Raw genomic sequence first — 25,580 nt, 5'->3', positions numbered from 1 at the left:
CGCGTTCGCGCGGAGCGCATGGGGCGGGTTCGTCACGGAGCTCGGGGGTCCCCGGCCGGGGCTTTCGGCCGGCTCTCGGTACCTCCCGTCGGCCAGGGCTGTTTCGTGCGCCTGTACGTCCTGGCGACGGCTCCGCACTGCAACGCCATCGACAGCGCCATGGCCGAGCAGATGCCTGGCAGGCCCCACCCCGACAGGCTGTACGCGAGGGCCAGTTGCAGCGCCACTCCGCACGAGGTGATCCGGGCAAGCGCCGGGCTGCCGCCGCTGCCCTCGAACACGCCGCCCAGTGCGATGAAGCACGCGAGCAATACCAAGTAGGGTCCCACGCAGCGCAGACAGAGCGTTCCCGCCTCGGCCGTCTCGCCCCCGGCGCCGAAGAAGCGCATGATCCACGGTCCGGTGGCAAGCAGGGCCAGGGCGGCCGCGAGCCCCAGCGCCCCGGCCAGGAGCAGCGCCTGGCGTCCGATGGTCCGGCGCTCGTCCTGCCCGGCTCCGAGTTGGTGGGCGGTGTGGATGGCGGCGGCCTGGCGCACCGCGTAGAAGGCCATCGTGGCGACGTACATCGCCTTGGTCGCGATCCCGTACGCCGCGACGTCGCTCACGCCGACCCGGGCGACCACGGCGACGAGCGCGAGTGCCCCGGCCATTCTGACGACGAAGTCGGCCGACATCGGCAGACCGGTCGCAGCCGTCCTGCGCGCGTCGGTGCCCAGTTCTTTGATACGGAGCGAGGTTCCTCCGCCAGTCCGCGGGAGTGCGCCGCTTCGGCGCAGCGTGAGGAAACCGCACACGAGCGCGGCCGTCCGTCCCAGCACGGTGGAGATCGCCGCCCCGCGCACTCCGAGTCCGAGACCGAGGATGAGCAGGGGATCCAGCACGAGGATCAGCCCGTTCGCGAGCAGTGAGAGTTTCATCGGGGTGCGGGTGTCGCCCGTGCCCTTGAGGATGCCGTCGACGACGTTGGTGGCGAAGAACACCGCGATCCCGGGCAGCGCGATCGAGAAGTACCCGGTGGCGAGGGCCAGTGAACGGCCTTCGTCGCCGCCGAGCACGAGGTGGGCCAGCGGCACGCGGCAGAGGTATCCGCCGATGGCGACGACGGGTGTGACGAGTGCCCACAGCCCCCAGCCGCCGCGTACGGCGGAACGGAGCGCCGTCGGATCCCCCGCCCCCCTGGCCCGTGCGACCAGCACGGTCGTACCGGAGCCGGCGACAAGGATGACGCCGAGCAGCAGGTTCTCGACATTCGTGGCGACTGCCACCGCGGCGACGGCCTGCCCACCGAGCCGGGCCACCCACACCATGTTGATGATTCCGGCCATGACCCCGGCGAGAAGCTCGAAGTAGACCGGAAGCGCGAGCGACACCAGCCTGCGCCGGTGCTCCGCTGCACTCATCACTCCCCCTCTTTTCGCTGTACCTCGATTCGAGGTACAGCGAAAAGAGATAGCATGGCGGCGCCGAGCGGACAAGCGCGCGGGTGGCGCCGAAGGGGACCGGTTCATGCTGGAGTTGTCGATTCTGGGCTTCCTCCACGAAGCACCCCTGCACGGCTACGAACTGAAGGCGCGCATCCAAGGCCTCAGCGGTCACATCCGCCCCGTGAGCGACGGCGCGCTCTATCCGGCCATCAGCCGACTCGTGAAGGCGGGCCTGATCGAGCAGCGCACCGAGCCCGGAGCCGGTGCCGCGCACCGCCGGACGCTGTCCCTCACGGAGGCGGGCCGTGCCGAGCTTCTGGAGCGCTTGAGGAGCCCCAAGGAAGTCGAAATCACCGATGGGCAGCGGTTCTTCACGCTGCTCGCGTTCTTGCGGCACCTTCCGGACCGTGCCGAGCAGGCGGCCGTCCTTCGTCGCCGGCGAACGTTCCTCGACACCCCGGCGAGCTTCTTCTACCGCGACGGTGAGCCAGTACGGGCCGAGGACGCACCGGACCTGTTCCGGCAGGGCATGCTGCGCATCGCCCGTGCCACGGGAGCCGAAGAGAGGAAGTGGCTGGACGAGGCGATCGGCAGACTGGAGAGCTGAGCGAAGCTGCCCCCTGGACCGCTTCCGGTGTGCGGCTCGACCTCAACGCCGAAAGACGGTGGACGTCGAGCATCACCTGATGTCTGTGATGCCTGCGATGTCTGCTGAGTTCGACTCCGCGACCGGCCGTACCGCCGCGTGGTACGGCCTGGGTACTCATCCAGCAGTGGGCCCGACGTGTGCACGGTGAGGAGGGCCATGAGGCGATGACGGTGTTCGCCGTCAACCCGACGGACAGCGCCTCGGTGCTGGCCGCCTTCGGTGCGCTGGGGGTCCTGGTCGTGACCTTCGCGGAGTCGGGTCTGGTCGTGGTCGGCTTCTTCCTTCCCGGTGACACCCTGCTGATCCCGGCCGGTGTGCTGTGCGCGCAGACCGACGGCCAGGCGCCGCGGATGGCGTTGTGGCAGGTGCTGGTGTGCGCCGCGGTGGGCGCGGTGGCGGGCGGGCAGGTGGGGTTCCTGCTCGGGCGGCGGGGCGGGCGGACCCTGCTGGCCCGCTCCTCCGACCGGCGGCTGAAGGAGCGGGCGGCGCGGGCGCAGGAACTCCTGGCCCGCTACGGGCAGGGCAAGGCGCTCGTGATCGGCCGCTTCATCCCGTTGCTGCGGTCCGTGCTGCACCCGGCGGCCGGGGCGCTCGGCGTGCCCACGCGGACCTTCACGCTCTGGGCGACCGTCGGGGGCGTGCTCTGGACCCAGAGCCTGGTGCTGGCCGGATACGTCCTGGGGGCGTCGGTCCCCCGCATCGGCGACTACCTCCTGGTCATGGTCGCCGTGCTCGTCGTGCTCTCCCTGGTGCCTCTGCTGGTGCAGGCGCGGCGTACCGGGCACACCCGGCAGCCGCCCTCGCGATGAGAGCGCCCTCGCGGTGACCGGGCGGCCGCCAGTACCAGGTGTCGCCTACGCCACCGCTTCCCCGGCCACCGCGATCTCCGGCGCCGCCCCCGCTTCCCGCGCCTCCTCGGCCCGCTGCTCGAACTGCGTGCGGTGCAGCTCCGCGTACCGGCCGTCCGCCGCCAGGAGTTCGTCGTGGGTGCCGCGTTCGACGATCAGCCCGCCCTCGACGACCAGGATGAGGTCGGCGGCCCGCACCGTGGACAGCCGGTGGGCGATCACCACCGCGGTCCTGCCCTCCAGGGCCTCGGTCAGTGCCTCCTGGACGGCCGCCTCCGAGGTGTTGTCGAGGTGGGCGGTGGCCTCGTCGAGGATGACCACCCGCTGGCGGGCCAGCAGCAGCCGGGCGATGGTCATGCGCTGGCGTTCCCCGCCGGACAGTCGGTAGCCGCGCTCGCCGACGACGGTGTCGAGGCCGTCGGGCAGGGAGCGCACGAGGTCGTCGAGGCGGGCCCGGCGCAGGGCGTCCCACAGTTCCGCGTCGGTCGCCGAGGGGCGGGCCAGCAGCAGGTTGGCGCGCACGGAGTCGTGGAAGAGGTGGCCGTCCTGGGTGACCATGCCGAGGGTCGCCCGCAGGGACGCGGAGGTCAGGTCGCGGACGTCGACGCCGCCGACGCGCACGGCGCCCTCGTCGACGTCGTACAGGCGCGGCAGCAGTTGCGCGATCGTCGACTTGCCGGCGCCGGAGGAGCCGACGAGGGCGACGGTCTGCCCGGCCTCGGCGCGGAAGGAGACGCCGTGCAGGACCTCGGCGCCGTCGCGGGTGTCGAGGCCGGCGACCTCCTCCAGTGAGGCGAGGGAGACCTTGTCGGCGGACGGATAGCCGAAGCGGACGCCGTCGAACTCCACGGCGAGGGGGCCCTCGGGCACCGGGCGGGCGTCCGGCTTCTCCTCGATCAGCGGCTTGAGGTCGAGCACCTCGAAGACCCGCTCGAAGCTCACAAGGGCGCTCATCACCTCCACGCGCGCCCCGGCGAGCGCGGTGAGCGGCGCGTACAGGCGGGTCAGCAGCAGGGCGAGCGACACGACGGCGCCCGGCTCCAGGGTGCCGCGCAGGGCGAAGTACCCGCCGAGGCCGTAGACGAGGGCCAGCGCCAGCGAGGACACCAGGGTCAGCGCGGTGATGAAGGCGGACTGCGCCGTCGCCGTACGGATGCCGATGTCCCGTACCCGGCCGGCGCGGGCCGCGAACTCCTCCGACTCCTGCTCCGGGCGGCCGAAGAGCTTGACCAGGGTGGCGCCGGGGGCGGAGAAGCGCTCCGTCATCCGGGTGCCCATCGCCGCGTTCAGCGTGGCCGCCTCCCGCTGCATACGGGCCATCCGGCTGCCCATCCGCCGGGCCGGCACCACGAACACCGGCAGCAGCACGAGGGCGAGCAGAGTGATCTGCCAGGACAGGGTGAGCATGACGGCGAGGGTGAGCAGCAGCGTGACCACATTGCTGACGACGCCCGAGAGGGTGTTGCTGAAGGCCCGCTGGGCGCCGATGACGTCGTTGTTGAGCCGGGAGACGAGCGCCCCCGTACGCGTGCGCGTGAAGAACGCCACCGGCATGCGCTGCACATGGTCGAACACCGCCGTGCGCAGATCGAGGATGAGTCCCTCGCCGAGCGTGGCCGACAGGCGTCTGCCGAGGATGCCGAACGCCGCCTCGGCCACCGCGATCAGGGCGATGAGCAGGGCCAGGCGTACGACCGTGCCCTGGTCGCCCCGCGACACGATCACGTCGACGACGCGCCCGGCGAGTACGGGGGTCGCCACCGCGAGCAGCGCGGTCACCACCCCGAGGGCGACGAACTGCGCGATACGGCGGCGGTGGGGCCGGGCGAACGCGCCGATACGGCGCAGTGTCGCGCGGGCAAGCGGACGCCGCTCCTGCTGGGCGGTCATGACGCTGTGCAGCTGCGTCCATGCGGTGGTCTCCATGCTCATGGAGAAGAACCTAGAACCTCAAGCGTCGTTGAGGTCAATGTGCGCACCCCGAAGACCCCGACGGCTCCGTCTCCTCCCGACCCGCTTCCCGCTCGTAAGGCTCCGTCCTCGGTTCCGCCACCCGCTGTTGGCGCGGCGGGGAAACCCTCTCCGGATGTGACCCCGGATGTGACAGCGGCCGAACTTCGCGAGCTGCGGCCAGGGCGGCTCCCGCGGCGCCTGCCCCTGCGCCAGGTGCTGTGTCTGCTGCCGGTGCTGCTCGTGGCGGTGGCCGCGGTGCGGCACCGGTCGGTGCTGGCCGAAGGCTTCGCGCACCTGCGGAGCGCCGAGTGGCCGTGGCTGCTGGCCGCGGTCGGCACGACCTGTCTGACCTGGGTCGCGGCGGCCGTCACCCGGCAGGGCGCGGTCGTCCAGCGGTTGCCGAGACGGCGGCTGCTCGCCACCCAGTTCGCGGCCGGCGCCGCCAACCACCTGTTGCCGACGGGCCTCGGGGCGAGCGCGGTGAACCTGCGGTTCCTGACGGTGTGCGGGGTCTCCCTGGCCCGGTCCTCCGCCGCGCTCGCGCTGTACATGCTCGCGGAGAGCATCGCCCGGCTGGCGCTGCTCGCCGCCCTGCTCCTCGCGTTCCCGAACGCGCTGCGGCTCGGCGGCCTGCTGCCCTCCGGGGTGGCCGGTCCGTTGCTGTACACCGTTGGCGCGGTCCTGGTCGCCGCCGCCGGAGCGGCGCTGTGCGTACGGCGGCTGCGCGCGGCGGTCGCCTCCTTCGTGCGCACCGCGCTGAGCGAGGCGCGCTCGGTGCACTGCCGTCCGGCGCGGGCGCTCGCGCTGTGGGGCGGCTCGCTGGCCTTCCCGGCCCTTCAGGCGGTCTCACTGGTCGCCGTGGGGCGAGCGCTGGCGCTGCCGGTGCCGTCCGTGCACATGGCGCTGGCGTACCTGGCGGCCACCACCGCCGTCGCGCTGGTGCCCACGCCCGGCGGGTTCGGCTCGGTGGAGGCCGCGCTCGTCGTGGCGCTGGTGGCGGCGGGCGGGCCGGCCGCGGTCGCCACGGCGGTGGTGGTCGCCTACCGGATCATCACCGTGTGGCTGCCGCTGCTGCCGGGCGCGCTCACGCTGGGGGCGCTGGTACGGCTGAAGGTCATCTGACGCCCGCTCCGACCCCGCCCTCCGCGGATCTTCGTCTCCCGCACGAGGTGACCGAGGAGTAACCTGCCCTCCCACCACGCAGCAGGAGGTCGCCGCCATGCCGGTCCGGATCGAGCGCCAGGGGTACGTCACCACGGTCGTCCTGTCCCGGCCCGGGGCCCGTAACGCGGTGGACGGCCCGGCGGCCGCCGAACTCGCCGACGCCTTCCGCCGGTTCGAGTCCGACGCGGAGGCCAGGGTGGCGGTGCTGTGGGGCGAGGGCGGCACGTTCTGCGCGGGCGCGGACCTGAAGGCGGTCGGCACGGGGCGGGGCAACCGGGTCGCGGAGGACGGCGACGGGCCGATGGGGCCGACCCGGATGCGGCTGTCCAAGCCGGTGATCGCGGCGGTGGCCGGCCATGCCGTGGCGGGCGGACTGGAACTGGCGCTGTGGTGCGATCTGCGGGTGGCGGAGGAGGACGCCGTGTTCGGTGTGTTCTCCCGCCGCTGGGGCGTGCCGCTGATCGACGGCGGCACGGTACGGCTGCCCCGGCTGATCGGCACCAGCCGCGCCATGGACATGATCCTCACGGGACGGCCGGTCCCGGCCCGGGAGGCGTACGAGATGGGCCTGGCGAACCGGCTCGTCCCCACCGGCCGTGCCCGCGCCGAGGCCGAGCGGCTGGCCGCCCGGCTCGCCGGCCTCCCCCAGGCCTGCCTGCGTGCGGACCGCGCCTCGGTCCTGGACCAGGAGTCCCTGGACGAGGTGTCGGCCCTGCGCGGGGAGCTCCGGCACGGCAGGGGCGTACTGGCCGAGGGCCTTCAGGGCGCGGCCCGGTTCGCCGCCGGGGCGGGACGGCACGGCTCGTTCGCGGACGAGTGAGCCCGCCCCCCGGGAACGAGTGAGCCGACCCTCCGGATCCGGGGCGGACCCCTGTCGAGCCGGGGACCGTCACGAGATATCTTGATGTCGAGCAATGTTGCAGACGTGGAGCGGAGCACCCGGTGACTGACTCGACCATCATCTACACACACACTGACGAGGCCCCGGCCCTGGCGACGTATTCCTTCCTGCCGGTGGTCCAGGCGTACGCCTCGCAGGCGGGTGTCGCGGTGGAGACGCGTGACATCTCGCTGGCCGGGCGCATCATCGCCGTGTTCCCGGAGTACCTCGCCGAGGACCAGCGGATCCCGGACGCGCTGACCGAGCTGGGCGAGCTCGCCAAGACGCCCGAGGCCAACATCATCAAGCTGCCGAACATCTCGGCCTCCATCCCGCAGCTGAAGGCCGCGGTCGCCGAGCTCCAGGGCCAGGGCTACGCGCTGCCGGACTACCCGGACGACCCGAAGACCGACGAGGAGCGCGAGATCCGCGCCCGCTACGACAAGGTCAAGGGCTCCGCGGTCAACCCGGTGCTGCGCGAGGGCAACTCCGACCGCCGCGCCCCCGCCTCGGTGAAGAACTACGCCAAGACCCACCCGCACCGCATGGGCGCCTGGACCTCCGAGTCCCGGACCAACGTGGCGACCATGGGCGTCGACGACTTCCGCTCCACCGAGAAGTCCGCGGTGATCGCCGAGGACGGCGCGCTGCGCATCGAGCTGAAGGGCGACGACGGCTCCACCACCGTGCTGCGCGAGTCCGTGCCCGTCCTGAAGGGCGAGGTCGTGGACGCCTCCGTGATGCGCGTCGCCGCGCTGCGCGAGTTCCTCACGGCCCAGGTCGCCCGCGCCAAGCAGGAGGGCGTCCTGTTCTCCGTGCACCTGAAGGCCACGATGATGAAGGTCTCCGACCCGATCGTCTTCGGTCACGTGGTGCGCGCCTTCTTCCCGAAGACGTTCGCGAAGTACGGCGAGGCGTTCGCCGCGGCCGGCCTGACCCCGAACGACGGTCTGGGCGGCATCTACAAGGGCCTGGAGAACCTGCCGGAGGGCGCCGAGATCAAGGCCTCCTTCGACGCCGAGCTCGCCGAGGGCCCGGAGCTGGCGATGGTCGACTCCGACAAGGGCATCACCAACCTGCACGTCCCCTCCGACGTGATCGTCGACGCCTCCATGCCGGCCATGATCCGCACCTCCGGCCACATGTGGGGCCCGGACGGCCAGGAGCACGACACCCTCGCGGTCATCCCGGACTCCAGCTACGCGGGCGTCTACCAGGCCGTGATCGACGACTGCCGCGCCCACGGCGCCTACGACCCGTCGACCATGGGCTCGGTCCCGAACGTGGGTCTGATGGCGCAGAAGGCCGAGGAGTACGGCAGCCACGACAAGACCTTCGAGATCCCGGTCACCGGCACCGTCCGCCTGGTCGACCAGGCCGGCAACGCCGTGATCGAGCAGACGGTCTCGGCCGGTGACATCTTCCGCGCCTGCCAGACCAAGGACGCCCCGATCAAGGACTGGGTGAAGCTGGCCGTCACCCGCGCCCGCGCCACCGGCGACCCGGCCGTGTTCTGGCTGGACGAGGGCCGCGCCCACGACGCCAACCTGATCGCCAAGGTCGAGCAGTACCTGCCGGAACACGACACCGAGGGCCTGGACATCAAGATCCTGTCCCCGGTCGAGGCGACGAAGCTGTCGGTGGAGCGCATCCGCCGCGGTGAGAACACCATCTCCGTCACCGGCAACGTGCTGCGCGACTACCTCACCGACCTGTTCCCGATCCTGGAGCTGGGCACCAGCGCCAAGATGCTCTCCGTGGTCCCGCTGATGGCGGGCGGCGGCCTGTTCGAGACGGGCGCCGGCGGCTCCGCGCCGAAGCACGTGCAGCAGCTGGTGAAGGAGGACTACCTGCGCTGGGACTCCCTGGGCGAGTTCTTCGCCCTGGTGCCGTCCCTGGAGCAGTACGCCGAGACCACCGGCAACGCCCGCGCCAAGGTGCTCGCCGACACCCTGGACCGGGCCACGGCGACCTTCCTCAACGAGGACAAGTCCCCGACCCGTCGCGTCGGCGGCATCGACAACCGCGGCAGCCACTTCTTCCTGTCCCTGTACTGGGCGCAGGAGCTGGCGAAGCAGACCGACGACGCCGGCCTGGCCGAGGCCTTCGCGCCGCTCGCCGAGACCCTCGCCGCCAACGAGCAGCAGATCGTCGACGAGCTGATCGCCGTCCAGGGCAAGCCGGCCGAGATCGGCGGCTACTACCAGCCCGACCCGGCCAAGGCCGCCGCCGTCATGCGCCCGTCGGCCACCTGGAACGAGGCGCTGGCCGCCCTCTGAGCCGACCCGGGCTCCGGCACACCGCCGGGCCCGGCAGACCTCACCGCTCCGCCCCGACCGGCATCCCGCCGGCCGGGGCGGAGCCCTTTTGTGACGGCTGCGTGTCATCCCCGCTCCGGCGCTGGTGCGCCGTGGAGCCCTGTGTTTACCTGGGTCGCATGATCGCGCTCGTGAGCCGCCGCCACGTCGACTACGGACGTGTCACCAGCACGGGTTGTCGCCTCACCGGCTGACGTACCCGCGAGCTCTCTTCTCTCGCGGCTTTGTCGCGCCTTCTCTCGCATTCCTCTCGCAGGTCACGCACGTGCTCACGCACGCCCCGGGACGCCCCTCGCGGCACTCGGCGCTCGGCACTCGGCATCCAGGACCTGCGGCACACCCGTGGCGCTCCGCGCCACCGCACTCCGTACGAGGAGCACCATGAGCGACCCCACCCAGCCCATCGACGCCGTCGCCGCCGGTCACACGCCCGACGAGGCGTCCGCCGGGCCCGACACCTCCGCCTGGTCGTTCGAGACCAAGCAGGTCCACGCCGGGGCCGCGCCCGACCCGGCCACCGGCGCGCGGGCGACACCGATCTACCAGACGACGTCGTTCGTCTTCCGGGACACCCAGCACGCCGCCGATCTGTTCTCGCTCGCCGAGCCCGGCAACATCTACACCCGCATCCACAACCCCACCCAGGACGTCTTCGAGCAGCGGATCGCCGCGCTCGAGGGCGGAGTCGCCGCGGTCGCGCTGTCCTCCGGGCAGGCCGCGGAGACACTCGCGCTGCTGACGGTCGCGCGCGCCGGCGACCACGTCGTCTCCAGTACGTCGCTGTACGGCGGCACGTACAACCTGTTCCGGCACACCCTGCCGAAGTTCGGCATCGAGGTGTCGTTCGTGGACGACCCGGACGACCCGGAGGCCTGGCGGGCGGCGATCCGGCCGAACACCAAGGCACTGTTCGCGGAGACGCTGGGCAATCCGCGCGGCAACGTGCTGGACGTGCGGGCGGTGGCCGACGTGGCGCACTCGGCGGGCGTGCCGCTGATCGTGGACAACACGGTGCCGACGCCCTACCTGCTGCGTCCGATCGAGCACGGCGCGGACGTCGTGGTGCACTCGGCGACCAAGTTCCTCGGCGGGCACGGCACCGCGATCGCGGGGGTCGTGGTGGACGGCGGCACCTTCGACTTCGGCGCGCACGCCGAGCGCTTCCCGGACTTCACCGAGCCCGACCCCAGCTATCACGGTCTGCGCTACTGGCCGGCGCTCGGGCCGGGCGCGTTCGCCGCCAAGCTGCGGGTACAGCTGCTGCGCGACCTGGGACCGGCGCTGTCCCCGCACTCGGCGTTCCTGCTACTTCAGGGCGTGGAGACGCTGAGCCTGCGCATCGAGCGGCACTCCGCCAACGCGCAGGCGCTCGCGGAGTGGCTGGAGCGGCGCGACGAGGTGTCCGCGGTCCACTACGCGGGGCTTCCCTCCAGCCCCTGGTACGAGGCGGGGCGCAGGTACCTGCCACGGGGCGCGGGGGCGGTGGTCTCCTTCGAGCTGCGCGACGGGGTCGCGGCGGGCAAGCGGTTCGTGGACGGGGTGGAGCTGTTCAGCCATCTCGCCAACATCGGCGACGTGCGGAGCCTGATCATCCACCCGGCGTCCACCACGCACAGCCAGCTGGACGAGGAGCAGTTGGCGGCGACCGGGACCGCGCCGGGCCTGGTGCGGCTGTCGGTCGGCATCGAGAGCCTCGCCGACCTGAAGGCCGATCTGGAGGCCGGCTTCCGCGCGGCCAAGGGGGCGTCCTGAACAGCGTGCTCGCCTCCCCCGCGGACGCGCTGTCCCGCCCGCCGGCCTCCGGGGCCTGGCGGGCGGGGGATCCGCCGGGGCGCCGTCGGTGGCACGGGCTCCGCCGGCCCCTGCCGCTGGAGGCGGGGGGTGAACTGGCTGGCGTACAGCTGGCGTTCGAGACGTGGGGCAGCCTGGCCCCGGACGCCTCCAACGCGGTGCTGGTGCTGCACGCCCTCACCGGTGACAGCCATGTCACCGGGCCCGCCGGGCCCGGTCATCCCACGCCGGGCTGGTGGGAGGGGCTGGTCGGGCCGGGCCGGGCGCTGGACACCGACCGGTGGTTCGTCGTCGCGCCGAACGTGCTGGGCGGCTGCCAGGGCAGTACGGGACCGGCGTCGCCGCGACCCGACGGGGCGCGGTGCTGGGGCGGGGCCTTCCCGTTCGTGACCCCGCGGGACCAGGTGGCGGCCGAGCGGGACCTGGCGGACGCGCTGGGCATCGAGAGGTGGGCCCTGGTGGCCGGCGGCTCGATGGGCGGGATGCGGGCCCTGGAATGGGCGGTGTCGTACCCGGAGCGCACGGGTGGCCTGCTGCTCCTCGCCACGACGGCGGCGGCGAGCGCGGAGCAGATCGCCTGGGCGAACGTCCAGTTGCACGCCATCCGCAGCGACCCGCACTGGCGCGGCGGCGACTACCACGACACCGGCCTCGGACCGCACGCCGGCCTGGGACTGGCCCGCCGGCTCGCCCATGTCACCTACCGGAGCGAGCCCGAACTCCAGCTCCGTTTCGGCCGTTCCCCGCAGGGCGCGGAGCACCCGTGGCACGGCGGCCGCTACCAGGTGGAGTCCTACCTGGACCACCACGCGGGCAAGCTGGTACGGCGGTTCGACGCGGCCAGCTACGTGGTGCTGACCGAGGCGATGAACGCCCACGACGCCGGCCGTGCCCGGGGCGGTGTGCGCGCCGCCCTGCGCCGGGTGACCGCCCCCACGCTGGTGGCCGGGGTCGACTCCGACCGTCTCTACCCGCTCGCCCAGCAGGCCGAGCTGGCCGACGGCATCCCGGGCGCCGACCGCCTCCGGGTGGTCGAGTCGCCGTACGGCCACGACGGCTTCCTGATCGAGACGGAGCAGGTGGGAGGGTTCGTCCGGGAGCTGCTGGGGGCGGTCTGAGCCGCGTTGTCAGTGGGGTGCGGCAGGATCGAGGGGCCATGGCGTCGAGACCCGCGTGGCGACGCGAAGAGAGACAGGAACAGCCCCATGCACGACACCCCACCGTCCTTCGAACTGCTGCCCGGTGCCGCCGAGTCGCCGGTGATCCTGCACGTGCCGCACGCGGCACGTGCGATACCGGCCGGCGTCCGGGCCGGGATCGTGCTGGACGACGCGGCGCTTGAGCGGGAACTGGACCACATCACCGACGCGTACACCGACCGGATCGCCGAGGCGGCGGCCGAGTTGGCGGGCCTTACGCCGTGGCGGTTCGTCAACCGGCTGTCGCGGCTGGTGGTGGACCCGGAGCGGTTTCCGGACGAGCGGGAGGAGATGCTCGCCGTCGGGATGGGCGCGGTGTACACGCGGACCACGCACCGGGAAGTCCTGCGGCCGGCGGACACCGACCCTCAGCCGCTGATCGAGCGGTACTTCCGGCCGTACGCCGAGGCGATGACGAAGGCCGTGGCCGACCGGCTGGCCGCCACCGGGCGGGCCGTGATCATCGACGTGCACTCCTACCCCGGCGCCGCGCTCCCCTACGAGCTGCACGGCTGGGGCCCGCGGCCGCCCGTGTGCCTGGGCACCGACTCCTTCCACACCCCGCCCGAGCTGACCGGGCTCGCCCGTGCGGCGTTCGCGCGCTGCGGCGGGACGGGACTGGACAGCCCGTTCAGCGGCGCGTACGTCCCGCTGGAGTTCTACGGCGAGGACGCCCGCGTCGGCGCCCTGATGGTGGAGATCCGGCGGGACACGTACATGACCGAGCCGGGCGGTCCCGCGGGCCCCGGCCTCGACCGGCTCGCCGGGGCGCTGGCCGCCCTCGTCGACGGTCTGGGGCGCTGACCGCCGGCTGAAGCACGCCGCGCCGAGCGATGCGGGCTTGGCCGGGGTGACCGTACGACGCGGGAGCGGAGGCCGGGTTACTGCTCGACCGGATGACGGGGCCGCGGCTCACGGGCCCCGGCGACCAGATCGCCTGGCGGCGGAGGACGATGATCCGCGGCCCGCGGACCCTGCCGGTCAGCCGGTGAGGCGCGCCGGGCCGGTCACGCCCGCAGCCACTCCGTGACCACGACCTCGCCGCCGGCGCGCAGCCGCAGCGCGAACGGGCCGGCGGGCGGCGCTTCGCCGGTGAACCGGCCCAGTTCGTCGGCGGTGAGGGCGGGGCCCGGCCGCCGCGGGCCGGCCAGCACCTCGATCCGGACCTGCTGCGGCGGCAGCACCTGCCCCAGCAGCCCGTCCCCGGTGACCTCGACGTCCACGGTCAGCTCACCGGCCTGGAAGGTCAGCATCCGCGGTGTGTCCGTCGCGCCCCGGACCGGAATGGAGTCGACCAGCGAGTCGAAGGTCAGCTCCGCGATCCGGGCGTCGAGGTCACGCAACGCGTAGGCTTCAACGGCGAGTTGACGCAGGCTGTCGGGCACCGGGTCGAGAATGGCGGCGGCCTGCCGCAACTCCTCCTCCAGCAGGCCCGCGACCACTTCCTCCTCATCGAACGACCCTTCCCGGTCAAGGAGTTCGTCGCCGTTGCGGTCGTCGTCGTGGATGTCGCTTCCGTCGCTCACACTGTCCCCCGTGCGTCGAGTCGTGCGCGCAGACGCCTCAGACAGCGCTGGCGCAGTGGTCCGATACTGCCCACGGCCACCCCGAGGGCCGCGGACACCTCCTGGTAGCTGGGCGGCGGCGAGGCGATCAGCACCCGCAGCAACTGGCGGCAGCGGTCGCCGAGTCTCTCGAACTCCTGCCACAGCCTGCGGATCCGCTCGCTCTGCGCGGCGGCCTCCTCGGAGTCGAGCAGCGACTGCTCGGGCGTACGTTCCTCGCTGACCCGGTCCAGCAGCTGCGGATCGCTCGTCACCGTCAGCCGGCTGAGGCTCCTCAGCGTCTTCAGGCACTCGTTGCGCGCGGTGCTCGCCAGCCACGAGCCCGCCTTGTCGGGTTCCCGGATCCGCCCGAGGTGCTGGGCGAAGCGGAACCACACGGTCTGGTACACCTCGTGTCCGTCGGCGTCCGAGAGTCGGTGCGCGCGCACGACCGACCACACGAGCGGACTCAGGCCCTCCACCAGTGCCTTCCAGGCCGCCGCGTCACCGTCGACGGCGGACTGGACGAGCACGCCGACTTCTGCACGATCCACGAACTCACCCCTCGAATACGGCATGTCATCGTACGCCGTGGAGGGGACTGTTCCGGACCTCATGCCGGCGGAGCGAGCCGGACCACGGGGACCGGACTCCAGGTCGGCGGACGCAGCGCCGGGACGTGCGCCCCGCGTACTTCCGCGTATTCGGTGTTCGCCTCGAGCACTTGGCGTCGGGCCGCGCGCGGGTCGCGCTCCTTGTGCGCGGTCATGTGCGCCGCGATCACGCCGGCGGCCACGGGGGTGGCGAAGGAGGTGCCGCTCCACTGCGCGAAGCCCTCGAACATCACCTGGTCCGCCGTCGCCGGAGGGCTCTGCTCCGCCTCGCTGAGCACCCCGGTGTGCCGGGGGGACTGGCAGGTGCAGTCGTAGGAGAAGCCGAACCGGCAGGCGTCGTAGGTGGAGTGCTGGTAGACGTACGGCACGGGCGCCTGGAAGCCGGTGAGGGCGCTGGTCAGCCGCTCGCCCGGGGCGTACGCCTTCACCCAGGCTCCGTGGTTGCTGAAGCAGGCGCCGTGCTCGCCGTCACCGCGCAGGGCACCGACCGACAGCACGGAGTCGGCGTAGTCCGGCAGGCCGGCGTAGGCCGCGGGCCAGAACGGGGTGCCGCTCGCGTTGTTGCCGGCGGCCGCGACGAGCAGGGTGCCGCGGGCGCGCAGTTCCCGCATGAAGGCGTCCACGCCGAGCAGGCCGTCGGTGCGGCCGTTGGAGGTGCCCGCGGACAGGCTGAGGATGTCGGGCCAGCCGCCCGCGTCGACGGCTTCGAACAGCCGGTGACCGAAGTCGGACTCCAGGACGGCGCCGGCGTCGTTGAGGGTGCCGCGCACGGTGATGTCGGTGTTGGGGGCGACGGCCGCGACCAGCCCGGCGATGAACGTGCCGTGGCCGACGTACTGCTGGAGGACGCCGGCGTCGTCGGTCTCCTCCACCTGCGCGTCGCCCTGGACGTGGGCCAGCATCGGGACCTCGCGGTAGTCGTGCATGAGGCCGGTGTCGACGACGAGGACACCGACGGCGGTGTCCCCGTCGTAGGCGGTGTCGGCGGGCGCCGGGTTGGGGCCCTGGGCGAGCGGGGCGGGCACCGGCTCGTCGCCGGGACAGGCGTTGACCGCGATCGACACCACGTGGTTGCGGCTGATCAGCCGCCGTCCGGCTCTGCCCTCGTGCTCGCGCAGGGCGCGCAGCGCGTGCGTGACGGCGAGGTCGCCGCCGCGGTCGCCGCGGCCCGGGTCGCCGACCTGGATACGGGTGACGCCGGTGCGGTTGGTCTCGGGGCCCGCCCGGCGGACACGGTCCGCGGTCAGGTCGGGCGCCGCGGTGAAGTGCGTGCGCACGGTGTCCTCGACCAGGCGGGCCTCCTCGCCGTCGCGGGCGAGGACGACGCCCTTCTCGTAACAGAACTCGGCGGCGTCGTCCGGGCCCATCGCGAGCGGCACGTCCGGCATCGAGCGCTGGATCTGAGCGAACTGCTCACGGAATCGCTGAGGTGCCATGGCGTGTCCTCCCGTTGGTGCGACGGTCGTCAGTCTGAGCCATGGGGCTCACGTTTGATACAGCGTCAACCGGCATGCGCCGGTTCCAGGCGCCCCACCAGGCCACTACCATCCGACGCGTGACAGCGGGAAGCGACTCGGTCCTCGAACTGCTGCCCATGGTGTTCGCCGCGCCGGGCGAGGCCCTGGCGCGGGCCCGTGGGCTGCTGGAGGCCGGTCCGCCGCCGCTGAACGGCTCCGTGGCGCACCAGGTGATCGGCATCTGGCAGCGGGACTTCGGCGACACCCGGCTGGCCCTGCGGCATCTGCGGCGGGCCCGGGATCTGGCGGCGCGCGCCGACTCGGCCGAGCGGGAGGCCGACGTACTGGCCACGCTGGGGGTCGCGTTGGTGCACGCGGGGCGCACGCGGCAGGGACTCGTGGCATTCGAGCGCGGGGTCGCGCGCGGGACGGGCCACACCCGGGCGCGGGTGCTGTTCCGGCGGGCCTACGTGTGGTGGGTGCTGGGCCGTCATCCTGAGGCGCTGGAGGACGTGCGGCGGGCGATTCCCGTGCTGCGGCAGGCCGGTGACGTGATCTGGACGGCGCGGGCGCTGACACTGCGGGCCACCGTGCACCTGGCGCTGGGCGCGGTGGAACGGGCGGACGCCGACTTCACCGCGGCCCAGGCGCTGTGGGACACCACCGGCCAGGAGCACGACAAGGCCGACGCCGTGGAGAGCCGGGGACTGGCGGCGTTCCGGCAGGGTGACATCCCGGCGGCGCTGCGGCTCCTCGACGAGGCCGAGGAGCAGTACGCCAAGCTCGGCACGCCGACGTTCATGCTGGACATCCGGCGCTGCGAGGTCCTGATGGCGGCCGGTCTCGCCCCCGAGGCGCTGGCCGGGGCGGACGCGGCGATCGCCGAACTGGACGGCATCGGCGGCCAGTCGACCCGCAAGGCGGAACTGCTGCTGGCCGCGGCGCGGGCGGCGCGGCTGGCGGACGACCCGCACACGGCGACCGCGCGCGCGGCGCTGGCCGTGCGGCTGTTCGCCGGGCAGCGGCGCACCTGGTGGGAGACGCACGCCCGGCTGGTGCTGATCGAGGCCCGGGTGGCCGACGGGCGCCGCTCGGGGCGGCTGGTCGCGGACGCCGCGGCGGTGGCCGAACGGCTGGCCTCCTTCGGCTCGCCCGCCGCGCCCGAGGCGTCGCTGCTGGCGGGCCGGATCGCGCTCGCCCTGGGCCGGCCGGAGGACGCCGAGAGCCACCTCGCCGTCGCCGCGCGCAGCCGGTACGGCGGACCGCCGCTCGCCCGGATGACGGGCTGGGCGGCGCAGGCGCTGCGGGCGCGGGCGGCGGGCTCCCGCCGAGGCGTGCTGGAGGCGTGCCGACGCGGGCTCGACGTGCTCGACGACCACCGGATGACGCTGGGCGCCTCGGAGTTGCGCGCTCGGGCGACCGCGCAGGGCGCCGAACTGGCCGCGCTGGCACAGGAGTCGGCTCTCGCCTCCGGTGAGCCGCGACGGCTGCTGGTGTGGAGCGAACGCTTGCGGGCCACCGTGCTGTCCGCGCCGCCCACCCGGCCGCCCGCCGACCCGGCCCTGCTCAGCGGGCTGACCGCCTTCCGTGAGATCGCCGCCCGCGCGCAGGACGCCCGCCAGGACGGCCACCCGGTTCCCGCCCTGGAACGCGAACAGCGGCGTCTGGAGCGGGAGATCCGCTCCCGCACCCTGCGTCTGCGCGGCGACGCGCCCGGCGGCGGCGACCGGTTCGACCCCGGCCGGCTGCTGGCGCGGCTCGGGGACGCGCGGCTGGTCGAACTGGCCGTGCTGGACGGGCGGGTGCACGTGCTGCTGTGCGGCGGGGGGCGGGTACGGCGCTTCGAGGCCGGGCGGCTCGCGGACGCGGTGACGGAGGCCGAGCACGTGCAGGCGGGACTGCGGCGGCTGGCCCACCCGGGGGCGGCGGCCCGGCTGCCGCTGGTGGAAGCGGCGGGGCGCCGCCTGGAGGAGCTGCTGCTCGGCCCGGCCGCCCGGCATCTGGGCTCCGGGCCGGTCGTGGTGGTGCCGCCGGGCTCGCTGCACCGGGTGCCGTGGGCGCTGCTGCCGTCGCTGCGGGAACGGGTGCTGAGCGTGTCGCCGTCGGCGAGCAGCTGGCTGCGCGCCCACGAGACCGAACCGCCGCCGGGGGGCCGCCGGGTGCTGGTGCGCGGGCCGGGTCTGGCGACCGGGGGCGCGGAGGTGCCCGAACTCGCCGACCGCTACGGCACGCCGACCGTGCTGGAGGAGGCCGACGCGCACGTGTCGCGGGTGCTGCGGGAGCTGGACGGGGCCGCGCTCGCGCACATCGCGGCGCACGGCACCTTCCGTGCGGACAGCCCGTTGTTCTCGTCGCTGACGATGGCCGACGGCCCGCTCATCGTGCACGACTTCGAGCGCCTCGACCGCAGCCCGTACCGGATCATCCTGTCCTGCTGCGACACCGCCCGGTTCGCCTCGGTGGGCGCCGACGAACTCCTGGGCCTGGTCACGGCGTTGCTTCCGCTGGGCACCGCCGGGGTGGTGGCGTGCAGCGCCCCCGTCAACGACGAGGCGGTGGTTCCCCTGATGCTCGCCCTGCACAAGGGCCTGGACGCCGGACTCTCCCTGGCCGAGGCACTGCGCGACGCACGGGCCGCGCTGCCGGACGACGCGACACACCAGGCGACGGGCTGGGCCTTCGCGGCATTCGGCGCGGCCTGAGACGGAGGACGGGGCCACCCGAGACCACGGACGGGGCAGCTCGAGTCCGCGGACGAGGCAGCCTGGGACGGAGGACGGGGCAGCCTCGTACCGGTGACGCGGCGGCCCTTGGCGGAACTATGCATTGTCATGTTTCCGCCATGCACGATCATTTCGGCGGCACCACGCCGCGTGCCACTCTCCGCGGGTCCGGACGGGCGATCCCCGTCCGGTCCTTCCACGAGGAGAGGGGTACGAGTGCGCACATACTCCACACGCTCCACACGTGTGCGGCGGACCGTCCTGGCGGTGGCCACGGCGTGCATCGTCGCGGTCATCCAGACACCGTCCGCCGGTGCGGACCCAGGCCCGGCACAGCCGCCGTCGTCGGGCTCCGGTTCGGGCATGCTCGGCGCCCACGACCACGGCAAGCCCGACAAGGACCTGCCCGGGGCCCACAGAGCCCCGTCGGCCAAGGCCAGAGGCGCGGCGGCCGAGGCCGACGCCCGGGTCCGCTGGAGCCGATACGGCACCCCGACCACGGTCGTACCGGACGGCGAGGGCACCACACTGGCGACCGGGCTGCCGACCGCGCCCGACCGGGCCGCCCGCGCGTATCTGAAGGACAACGCGGCCCTGTTCGGCATCTCCCCCGACCAGGTCGACGACCTGAAGCTGGTGTCGAACACGCCGATCGGCAAGGGCGCGGCGGTGCTGCTCGCCCAGGAGGTGGACGGCAAGCCGTTCGGCCGGGACGGCCTGGTCTCCGTGGGCGTGGTCGACGGCACCGTGGTCAGTGTCACCGGCGCGCTCACCCCGGTCACCGGCACCCCGCAGCCCCCGACGCTGTCGGAGCAGGACGCCATCAAGGCCGCCCTGGCCGACGTGACCATGTCGCCGGGCAGGCTGACCGGGACCACGGGCACCGAGAAGTGGCAGAAGTACGAGGCCGCCGACCTGGACGGCACCCAGATGGTGCGCCAGGTGGTCGTCGCCGACCCCGACGGCACGGTGCGCTCCGCCTACCAGGTGCAGGCGGGTACCGCCGGCGAGGAACCGGAGCTGTACGACAGCATCGTCGACGCGCGCACCGGCGAGGTGCTGGCCCGGCGCTCCCTGGTGGAGTCCGAGCAGGTGGTGGACGGGACCGAGGACGGCAACCCGCGGTGGAAGGTGTTCCCCTTCTCTCCCCCGCTGAACGACTCCTCCGCCGACACCCGGGAGACCTGGTGCTGGACGGCGGCCCCTGGCTGCGACCGGGTCGTCGGCGACGACGCGCCGGGCGCGCCGCACCGGGCCTGGGACATCGCCTCCGGCACGGGCGGCGGCACCTACGGCGGCTCCTACAAGCCGGGCACCACGCTGGGTGCCAACGCCTTCGCCAGTGACGGCCTGACGGCCACCGGGCGCAACTGGCTCGGCATCACCCCGAACGTGCGGCCCGAACGGGTCTACGACTACTCCTACGTCGACGCCTGGCACGCCAGCGGCTGCGACCCCAAGGTGCTGACCGACCCGGCCCAGCCGGACCGTGACGCCGCGATCGGCAACCTGTTCGCGCAGCACAACGGGATGCACGACTTCTCGTACCACCTCGGGTTCACCGAGAAGGCGTGGAACATGCAGCACGACAACTACGGCCTGGGCGGCAAGGGCGGCGACCCGGAGATGGGCGTCGCCCGGTCCGGCGGCAGCAACCCCAGCACCCGTAACAACGCCAACCAGAGCACCGGCGCGGACGGCGGCGTGGCGCTGACCAACATGTACCTGTGGCAGCCGCAGGCCGGCGCCTTCTACGGGCGCTGCGCCGACGGCGACTTCGACGCCTCCGTCATCGGCCACGAGTACACCCACGCCATCACCAACCGGATGATCGGCGGCCCCGACGCCGGTATCTCCGGCAGCCACGGCGGCTCGATGGGCGAGTCCTGGAGCGACCTGGTCGCCAGCGAGCGGCTGATCGAGACCGGCGTGGTCCCGGACGGGGTGGACCCGTGGGTGGTCGGCCCGTACGTGACCGACAACGACGAGCGCGGCATCCGCAACTTCGCCATCGACCGCAGCCCCCTCAACTACTCCAACTTCGGCTACGACATGGGCGGGGCGGAGGTGCACTCCGACGGCGAGATCTGGAACGCCGTGCAGTACGAGGTGCGCCAGGCGCTCGTCGGCAAGCACGGCGAGCCGTCCAAGAAGGTCCTCGCCTCGTGCGCGGCCGGCAAGTCCGCGGTGGAGGACTGCGGCGGTGGCCGCCGCTGGATCCAGCTGATGTTCGACTCCTACCTGCTGATGGCCGACGGCAGGATCACCATGGTCGACGCCCGTGACGCGATGCTCGCCGCGGACCGGATCCGCTTCGGCGGCGCCGACGTGGACGTCATGTGGGCGGCGTTCGCCAAGCGCGGCCTCGGCATCGGCGCCACCGCCACCTCGACGAGCGACACCCGGCCGCACGCGGACTTCTCCACCCCGAACGGCAAGAACGGCACGGTGACCTTCAAGATCACCGGCGCCGGCGGCAGCCCGATCGACGGAGCCAAGGTCTCCATCGGCCACTTCAGCACCCGCACCACACCGGTCGCCGGGACGGCCTCCGGCCTCGACACCACCGCGCGCCTCACCCCCGGCCGCTACGACGCGGTCGCGGTCGCCCCGGGCTACGGCCTCGTCCGGTTCGACTTCCAGGTCGGCGGCAAGTCCAACCGGACCGTTCCGGTGCACATGGAGCGCAACCTCGCCTCGGCGGCGGCCGGCGCCACCGTCACCGGCGACGGGCTGAACCTGGCCCGGCTCATCGACGACGACGAGGGCACCAACTGGGCGTTCGTCGGCGACAAGACCAGGACGTCGGTGGTCGGCAAGGGCGTCAGCATCCACCTGGCCGGCGACGGCCCGAGCAAGATCCGCCGCGTCCAGGTCAGCGCCCTGAACCGGCCGACCGACAGCAAGGACCCGGGCGGCGACACCGGCAGCCAGAGCCGCTTCTCGGCCCTGCGCCAGTTCCAGATCTCGGCCTGCATCCGCACCGAGTCGGTGGACTGCTCCCAGCCCGGCCAGTTCAAGCCGGTCTACACCAGCGCGGCGGACGCCTTCGCGGCGGCCAAGCCGCGTCCGGCGGCGCCGGACCTGACGATGCGCAGCTTCGACATCCCGCTGACCACGGCGACCGACCTGCGCTTCGAGACCGTCACCAACCAGTGCATCGGCGGCCCGGCGTTCGCGGGCGAGCAGGACAACGACCCGAACAACGTGACCGACTGCGCCACCGGTTCCACGGCGGCGTTCAACGTGCGGGCCTCGGAGTTCCAGGTGTTCGAGCACTGATCCTCTTGCGGTGACGGCTTGTTCGGCGCCGTCACCGCGCAGGGTTCCGCGTTCTCGCGAGGGGCCCCGACCCGGCCGTACGGGTCGGGGCCCCTCGTGCGCGACGACCGTCCGTCACAGCCAGCCGCGGCGGGAGGCCTCCCAGGCCAGTTGCATCCGGGTGCGGACCCCGGCGAACTCGATCAGGTCGCGGATGCGGCGCTGGACGGTGCGCAGGCTCGTGCCCAGCTGGCCGGCGATGGCGGTGTCCGTCAGCCCGGTGAGCAGCAGCGACAGCAGGAGCAGGTCCTCCGGCGGAGGGGTCCGGTCGGATACCGCCGCGCCGACCAGCCCGTCCTGGGTGAGCACCAGCGGCGAGGCGCCCGCCCACAGGCTCTCGAAGAAGGCGATCAGGGCATCGAGCAGTGCGCCTGGGCGGACCAGGACGGCGGACGGCTCGGGCGTGGGCTCCGCGCCGGGGGCGACGGACGGCCTGGCGGCGGGGGCGGGCGGCGGTTGGACGGGCGGATCGCCGGGATCGCCAGTCGCGTCGCCGGACGCGTCGCCCACCGGGTCTCCGGTCAGGTCTCCGGTCGGGTCTCCGGTCGGGTCTCCGGTCGGGTCTCCGGTCGGAGCGTCTACCGGGCCGCCCGTCGGATCGCCCGTCGGGACGCCTGTCGGGACGCCGGTCGGAGCGTCTACCGGGCCGCCCGTCGGATCGCCCGTCGGGACGCCTGTCGGGACGCCGGTCGGAGCGTCTGCCGGCCCACCCGTCGGATCGCCGGTCGGGCCGCGCGCGTCCAAGGCGCCTGCGAACGGAGACACCAGCATGGCCAGCTGCCGGTCGGCGACCACCATCTTCACCGGGACCTCCGCGGCGACCCGGGCCTGTTCTCCGCTCTCGACGAACTCGCGGATCCGGTACACCTCGGGCGGCATCTCGAGCGCCGACGGCTCGTAGACCGCGCGGTACGTCACCCCCGAGGCCAGGACCTCCAGTTGGGTGTCGTTGCCGCGGGACGGCACCGCCACGTTCGGCGGCTTGCACAGCGCCAGGATCTCGTCCCGGGCGCCGCGCTGAAGCTGGTCGAACGTCCGGGCCATCGCCTGTGCCCCGGTCACCGTCTCGACCGCCTCGCCCGAACCCCGGCGCCGGGCCTCGCTGTGGTACTCCTCGGTGAGCTTCGCCATCACCGACTGCGCGGCCTGCAACTCCTGCTGCCGGCTCAGCAGCAGTGGGCCGAGCGCCAGGTCCGGGGGCGACGCCCGGAAGCGGTGTGCCGAACCCTCAGCACGGCTCACCAGCCCTTTGGCCTCCAGCGTGTCGAGGAGCCTGGCCGCCTCCCGCCCGGACAGACCGAGACGGCGGGCGAGTTGGGACGGCGTGGCCTCCGGCACCCTGACCAGGCTGCGGTACGCACGTACCTCCACGGAGTTGAGACTCGCGGTCTCGAACATCTCGCTCCTCTCCTCCTCCGGTCGTGCACCGGCCCTCACCGGTACCGGCTCCCGGCCGGCCGGAGCCGCCGCGGAAGAGATCTTGACCTGTCACCATCCACTCGCGCCAGACTGTGGGCGGCGGGAGATCGCGCTCTGCCGTCCCGGCCATGGGCTCGCGCCCGCGCACCACGCCAGGGGCGGACGAACCGGGCGGTGAGGCCGGGCCCGATGGGCCTGGCACCGCCTCGCCACGGGTTCCGGTCGCCAGGGTCGGACCGTGTGGCGGTCAGGCCGGTGAGAAGACGTGGTCGCTGATCAGCCGGGTGGCGCCGACGACGCCGGCGACCTGGCCGAGCTCGCCGAGGACGATCGGCAGGTTGCCGGTCGCCAACGGCAGGGACTGCCGGTAGACCTGGGTGCGGATGCTCGCCAGGAGGTTGTGGCCCAGTCCGGTGAGCCCTCCCCCGATGACCACCAGGCCGGGGTTGAAGAAGCTGACCAGACCGGCGATGACCTGACCGGTACGTCGTCCGCCCAGGCGGATCAGGTCCAGGGACGCGGCGTCCCCGGCACCGGCGGCGCCCGACACGTCCTCGGGGGTCAGCCTCCCGGCCGCTTCGAGCCGTCCGGCCAGTTCCGTCGAACGGCCGGACTGGGCGAGCGCGGTCGCGTCGCGGACGAGGGCGCTGCCGCCGAAGTACGCCTCCAGGCAACCGATGTTGCCGCAGGCGCACCGCGGACCGTCCGGGTCCGCCTGGATGTGGCCGATGTCGCCGGCGCTGCCGGTGACACCGCGGTGGACCTCGCCGCCGACGACGATGCCGCAGCCGATGCCGGTTCCGAGCTTCACGCACAGGAAGTCGCGTACGGACCGGGCGACGCCGGCCTGCTGCTCGCCCAGGGCCATCAGGTTCACGTCGTTGTCGACGAGGACGGGGCAGCCCAGCTCCTGGCTCATCGCCTCACGGACGGGGAAGCCGTCCCAGCCGGGCATGATCGGCGGCGCGACGGGGACGCCCTCGGGGAACCGGACGGGTCCCGGCACGCCGATCCCGGCGCCGTCGAAGTGTTCCGCCAGCCCCGCCTCGCGCAGCTTGCCGGCCAGGGCGAGCACCCGCTCGAAGACCGCGACCGGGCCTTCGCGCACGTCCAGTGTCTCGGCCACGTGGCCGAGGACGTCCAACTCGGCGTTGGTGACCGCGACGTCCACGGAGGTGGCGCCGATGTCCACGCCGAGGAACCGCAGCGACGGGGCGATCCGGACGTTGTGCGAGCGGCGGCCACCGCGGGAGGCGGCGAGGCCGTCCGGCACGACCAGACCTGTCTCCAGTAGCCGGTCGATCTCGAAGGCGATCTTGGAGCGCGACAGCTCGACCTGCTCCCCCAGGGCGACCCGGGACTGCGGGCCGAGGTCGCGCAGGAGGCGGAGCAGCCGGGCCTGATGAAGATTGGCCGGTCGAGCAGTCATGGACCTCACGCCGCCCCCGTCATGGCAAGAATCGTTCGCATGCCCGGCACTTGGGGGGCACGACTTTGGAAAGGACCGTAGCACCGAGCCGCCGCCGATGAAAGAAACTTGTGCACTAACGAGTGGAACTTTCATCTGCGGATGGACAAAGCCATGCGCGGCAGTTTCATGGGCCCGGCGCCGGAGGTGCCCTGGCGGGCTGCTGAAGCGGCCCGCCAGGGCTCACGGTTCAGGCGGTGTCACCGCCGCGGCCGTGACTCACGCGTCGGACGACCCGCGGTTGGGCTTGCCGACGTCGGACTGGCCCGCCGCCTTCTTGATCTCGGCGGCCTCACGCTGGTCGATGACGCCCTCGTCCTTCAGCGTCTGGACGACCTTTCCGACGTGGGAGACGAACGTGCCGTGGTTCTCCCAGGCCCGGTGGTCCTCGATCAGCTCGTTGATCGTGCAGCCGTCGGCCGTGACGCGGTTGGGGATACCGGTGTTGATCGAACCGACGAACACGGTGGCCCGGTCGTCCCTTTCCGGACAGTCGGTCGGCGGCTCGCTGTTGACGACGGTGAGGGACAGCGACTTCGGCGTGGACGTGTTGCCGGCCTTGTCGGTGGCCCGGTAGAGGAAGACGTGGCTACCGGCCCTGTCGATCACCACCGGTGCCGAGTACTGGAGGTAGGGGCCGCCGTCGAGGGAGTACTCGATCCTGGCCACTCCGGACCCGGCGTCAGAGGCGGACACCGTCACGGTCGCGCTGCCCACGTAGTTACCGGAAGCATCCTTCGTACCCGACACCGTCGCCGACGTCTCCGGCGGCGTCTTGTCCTCCGGCTGCGCCGCCACCACGGTGAAC

Annotated in this window: 18 protein-coding genes; 10 read left to right on the top strand and 8 right to left on the bottom strand. The window is 73.0% G+C overall.

Annotated features, from left to right (window positions below):
* Positions 1 to 32: 32 nt before the first annotated feature.
* Complete coding sequence (locus tag ACFY3J_RS21040; protein ID WP_390841451.1) at positions 33 to 1,400, bottom strand: MATE family efflux transporter; 1,368 nt, start codon at positions 1,398 to 1,400, stop codon at positions 33 to 35.
* A 106-nt stretch (positions 1,401 to 1,506) separates the two neighbouring features.
* Between ACFY3J_RS21040 and ACFY3J_RS21035 the strand changes: the two genes are divergently transcribed.
* Complete coding sequence (locus ACFY3J_RS21035) at positions 1,507 to 2,031, top strand: PadR family transcriptional regulator (protein WP_384176574.1); 525 nt, start codon at positions 1,507 to 1,509, stop codon at positions 2,029 to 2,031.
* A gap of 212 nt (positions 2,032 to 2,243) precedes the next feature.
* Positions 2,244 to 2,882, top strand: a complete 639-nt coding sequence (locus ACFY3J_RS21030; RefSeq protein WP_384176899.1) for a DedA family protein — start codon at positions 2,244 to 2,246, stop codon at positions 2,880 to 2,882.
* Between the two features lie 45 nt (positions 2,883 to 2,927).
* Here ACFY3J_RS21030 and ACFY3J_RS21025 read toward each other — a convergent pair whose 3' ends face one another.
* Positions 2,928 to 4,847 (bottom strand): ABC transporter ATP-binding protein, encoded by a 1,920-nt coding sequence (locus tag ACFY3J_RS21025; protein ID WP_384176897.1) that lies wholly within the window; start codon positions 4,845 to 4,847, stop codon positions 2,928 to 2,930.
* Positions 4,848 to 5,021: 174 nt separating this feature from the next.
* Here ACFY3J_RS21025 and ACFY3J_RS21020 point away from each other — a divergent pair, with 174 nt between their 5' ends.
* The 6 genes from ACFY3J_RS21020 to ACFY3J_RS20995 all read left to right on the top strand — a co-directional run bounded on the left by ACFY3J_RS21020 (position 5,022) and on the right by ACFY3J_RS20995 (position 13,030).
* Positions 5,022 to 5,996: a YbhN family protein gene (locus tag ACFY3J_RS21020; protein WP_384176895.1), complete on the top strand. Its 975-nt coding sequence runs from the start codon at positions 5,022 to 5,024 to the stop codon at positions 5,994 to 5,996.
* A 97-nt stretch (positions 5,997 to 6,093) separates the two neighbouring features.
* Positions 6,094 to 6,858, top strand: coding sequence for a crotonase/enoyl-CoA hydratase family protein (locus ACFY3J_RS21015; protein WP_390841450.1), 765 nt, complete (start codon positions 6,094 to 6,096; stop codon positions 6,856 to 6,858).
* Between the two features lie 122 nt (positions 6,859 to 6,980).
* Positions 6,981 to 9,197, top strand: a complete 2,217-nt coding sequence (locus tag ACFY3J_RS21010) for an NADP-dependent isocitrate dehydrogenase (RefSeq protein ID WP_384176570.1) — start codon at positions 6,981 to 6,983, stop codon at positions 9,195 to 9,197.
* Positions 9,198 to 9,617: 420 nt separating this feature from the next.
* The gene (locus ACFY3J_RS21005) at positions 9,618 to 10,988 is read left to right on the top strand and encodes a bifunctional o-acetylhomoserine/o-acetylserine sulfhydrylase (RefSeq protein WP_384176568.1); all 1,371 of its coding nucleotides are present in this window, start codon (positions 9,618 to 9,620) and stop codon (positions 10,986 to 10,988) included.
* Positions 10,985 to 12,145: a homoserine O-acetyltransferase gene (locus ACFY3J_RS21000; protein WP_384176893.1), complete on the top strand. Its 1,161-nt coding sequence runs from the start codon at positions 10,985 to 10,987 to the stop codon at positions 12,143 to 12,145. The genes ACFY3J_RS21005 and ACFY3J_RS21000 overlap by 4 nt, the downstream gene beginning before the upstream one ends.
* An 87-nt stretch (positions 12,146 to 12,232) precedes the next feature.
* Positions 12,233 to 13,030, top strand: coding sequence for an N-formylglutamate amidohydrolase (locus ACFY3J_RS20995; protein ID WP_390841449.1), 798 nt, complete (start codon positions 12,233 to 12,235; stop codon positions 13,028 to 13,030).
* Between the two features lie 203 nt (positions 13,031 to 13,233).
* On the opposite strand, the gene ACFY3J_RS20990 is transcribed toward ACFY3J_RS20995, so the two are convergent.
* The 3 genes from ACFY3J_RS20990 to ACFY3J_RS20980 are packed head-to-tail and all read right to left on the bottom strand — an operon-like array spanning position 13,234 to position 15,820.
* Positions 13,234 to 13,752 carry a hypothetical protein gene (locus ACFY3J_RS20990; protein WP_384176564.1) on the bottom strand — a complete coding sequence of 173 codons (519 nt, stop codon included), beginning with the start codon at positions 13,750 to 13,752 and terminating at the stop codon, positions 13,234 to 13,236.
* Positions 13,749 to 14,324, bottom strand: a complete 576-nt coding sequence (locus ACFY3J_RS20985) for an RNA polymerase sigma factor (protein ID WP_384176562.1) — start codon at positions 14,322 to 14,324, stop codon at positions 13,749 to 13,751. The genes ACFY3J_RS20990 and ACFY3J_RS20985 overlap by 4 nt, the downstream gene beginning before the upstream one ends.
* A gap of 59 nt (positions 14,325 to 14,383) precedes the next feature.
* Positions 14,384 to 15,820: a S8/S53 family peptidase gene (locus ACFY3J_RS20980; protein WP_384176560.1), complete on the bottom strand. Its 1,437-nt coding sequence runs from the start codon at positions 15,818 to 15,820 to the stop codon at positions 14,384 to 14,386.
* 158 nt (positions 15,821 to 15,978) lie between these two features.
* Between ACFY3J_RS20980 and ACFY3J_RS20975 the strand changes: the two genes are divergently transcribed.
* Positions 15,979 to 18,543: a CHAT domain-containing protein gene (locus ACFY3J_RS20975; protein WP_384176891.1), complete on the top strand. Its 2,565-nt coding sequence runs from the start codon at positions 15,979 to 15,981 to the stop codon at positions 18,541 to 18,543.
* A 267-nt stretch (positions 18,544 to 18,810) separates the two neighbouring features.
* Positions 18,811 to 21,846 carry a M36 family metallopeptidase gene (locus ACFY3J_RS20970; protein ID WP_390841447.1) on the top strand — a complete coding sequence of 1,012 codons (3,036 nt, stop codon included), beginning with the start codon at positions 18,811 to 18,813 and terminating at the stop codon, positions 21,844 to 21,846.
* A gap of 114 nt (positions 21,847 to 21,960) precedes the next feature.
* Here ACFY3J_RS20970 and ACFY3J_RS20965 read toward each other — a convergent pair whose 3' ends face one another.
* The 3 genes from ACFY3J_RS20965 to ACFY3J_RS20955 all read right to left on the bottom strand — a co-directional run.
* Complete coding sequence (locus tag ACFY3J_RS20965; RefSeq protein WP_390841446.1) at positions 21,961 to 23,283, bottom strand: helix-turn-helix domain-containing protein; 1,323 nt, start codon at positions 23,281 to 23,283, stop codon at positions 21,961 to 21,963.
* A 268-nt stretch (positions 23,284 to 23,551) separates the two neighbouring features.
* Complete coding sequence (locus ACFY3J_RS20960) at positions 23,552 to 24,733, bottom strand: ROK family protein (RefSeq protein WP_384176554.1); 1,182 nt, start codon at positions 24,731 to 24,733, stop codon at positions 23,552 to 23,554.
* 258 nt (positions 24,734 to 24,991) lie between these two features.
* A partial coding sequence (locus ACFY3J_RS20955) for a chitobiase/beta-hexosaminidase C-terminal domain-containing protein (protein ID WP_390841445.1) occupies positions 24,992 to 25,580 on the bottom strand: 589 nt, incomplete at its 5' end.

The sequence above is a fragment of the Streptomyces sp. NPDC001231 genome (assembly GCF_042896885.1).
Taxonomy (GTDB): Bacteria; Actinomycetota; Actinomycetes; order Streptomycetales; family Streptomycetaceae; genus Streptomyces.
This window is presented reverse-complemented; position numbering and strand designations above follow the sequence as displayed.